Genomic DNA, 1,710 nt, shown 5'->3' on the forward strand with positions numbered 1-1,710 from the left:
AGGCAGGAAGAATGCGGCGAAGGTAAACCAGAACAATATGGGAAGGCCGGCGATGCGCAGCAGGAACAGGACGACGAAGTAAGCAGTCAAAAACCATGTCGCTGCCGTGTGACCGTGCCCATCGTTCCGCTGTGTTCTTGGCCGACGCCAAACGGCAATCAGAAAGAGCAGCAGCAGCACGAAATCGGCACCTACCGACAGCACCAGCATTCCGTCCTGGTCAATGCCGAGACCCGGCAAGAGGATGAACGCGGCGGCGAAGAAGGCGAAGATGCCGAAGATCCTGGGTACCCAATAGAACCAATGGTCGGCCGTTTCGTTGGTCACCGGCAAAGCACGAACCTCGACGGCGTTCTCGACCTGCATGAAGGAAGGGACGAGCAGGGCTGCGAGATACATGCGCACAGCCGCTGTGGCGACCGCAGCCATCAGAAAGGTCAGCACGATCTCGCGGATAAGCATTGGCCAGTCAAACAACATGAACGCGCCGGCGCTGCCCAGCGCGAACGAGAGGATCAGCAGGCTGGAATAAAGCGTGCGGCCACCAATCTTCTTGGCCCGCCCGATGGGCGTATCCTTCGATTGCGCGATGATCCACAAACGGAACGGGCGGCTGAGCTTGTACGTTGCCCAAGTGAGCGCCAGGCCGGCAGCGATGAAAATCGCGATCAGCAAAAGCATGCTGGCAGGCCTCTTGCCGGACATATCCTCCATGGTCTCTGCCCGCACGCGCGCAAACTGGCCTGGCAGAGAGGGCAAGGTCCCCACGATTCTTTCGATATGATGCTTGATCCGATCGAGCGTCGAGGATGCCATCGTATTCATCCGGCCCGGCGCGGCCACGGCATCGGACGATGCGCCGGACGGCGAAGCTCCTGCCGCGGCAGGCGTTCCGGTCGGCCCGGCGTCCTGCTTTCGTTGCTCGGCCACCCAGGCCTTCACCGACGGATCGTCGAGAAGATCGAATAACTGTTTGACCTTTTCAGGCGGAACGGTCGCCGGCGCCTGTGCCTGTGATGGACCAGTCAACAAGAGGGCGATCCCAAAGACGAGGGACCTGGCGATCAGGAAAAACATCGCGGTCAGATAGCCGAGATGTCGTGTCGGGCGCGCCAGATTCTGGGCTCCCAATCGACGTATCATTGATTCGGGGCAGCTTGCCATTCAATGTATATAGACGATGACATAGCGCCCTTGGTAGGGTTGATAGTAGCTGCTGCCGCAGTGCCAAAGCACGGTGCCGTTGATCGAAGTCGTCACACACGCAGCCGGGAGCCTGTTCACGTAGATAGTCGAACGGCGGATCGTTCGGCGTGTGGTGCGCCTTGCGACGCCTGCGACGCTGCCAGGCGTGAGCGGATGGCCAACTCGCGCCTGCGCTTCGCCAACGACGGGGGCGAAGGGCGCAAGGGCATCGATGAGCCCCGCAAACATCAAGACGACGACGATTCCGGCAGCGCCGGTCAATCTCAAGCTAGGTCTCGTCATTTTTGATCCTCCCAAGAGCTCACCGCTTCGCGCGTTCTTATGTCCGGACTATGCAGCACCCAACGCAGGCTAGAACTTTAGAGTGTACTAATTCTCAAATTCGACTTCTATCCGGATTGCGCAAATTCCATCGAACCGCTGGCGATGGTGACCGGCATTTCTCGGCGCGGGTTGCGCCCGGGTCACGATCTTCCGGCGCGCTGCAGTGTTTCGTAGGGAGAT

At 59.7% G+C, this 1,710-nt stretch carries 1 protein-coding gene and 1 pseudogene; both read right to left on the reverse strand.

Translation table 11 applies throughout. From position 1 onward, the window contains the following. A pseudogene (locus EOA27_RS35345) lies at positions 1–1,131 on the reverse strand (mechanosensitive ion channel family protein); the annotation flags it as partial. Positions 1,132–1,164: 33 nt separating this feature from the next. Then, complete coding sequence (locus EOA27_RS35350) at positions 1,165–1,434, reverse strand: hypothetical protein (protein ID WP_245467376.1); 270 nt, start codon at positions 1,432–1,434, stop codon at positions 1,165–1,167. Between the last annotated feature and the right edge of the window lie 276 nt (positions 1,435–1,710).

Source organism: Mesorhizobium sp. M2A.F.Ca.ET.037.01.1.1 (assembly GCF_003998075.1).
Lineage (GTDB): Bacteria > Pseudomonadota > Alphaproteobacteria > Rhizobiales > Rhizobiaceae > Mesorhizobium.

Bases quoted from the DNA above. Each gene is read 5' to 3' on its own strand.
- EOA27_RS35350 (WP_245467376.1), bottom strand. From the start codon at position 1,434: ATGTTTGCGGGGCTCATCGATGCCCTTGCGCCCTTCGCCCCCGTCGTT.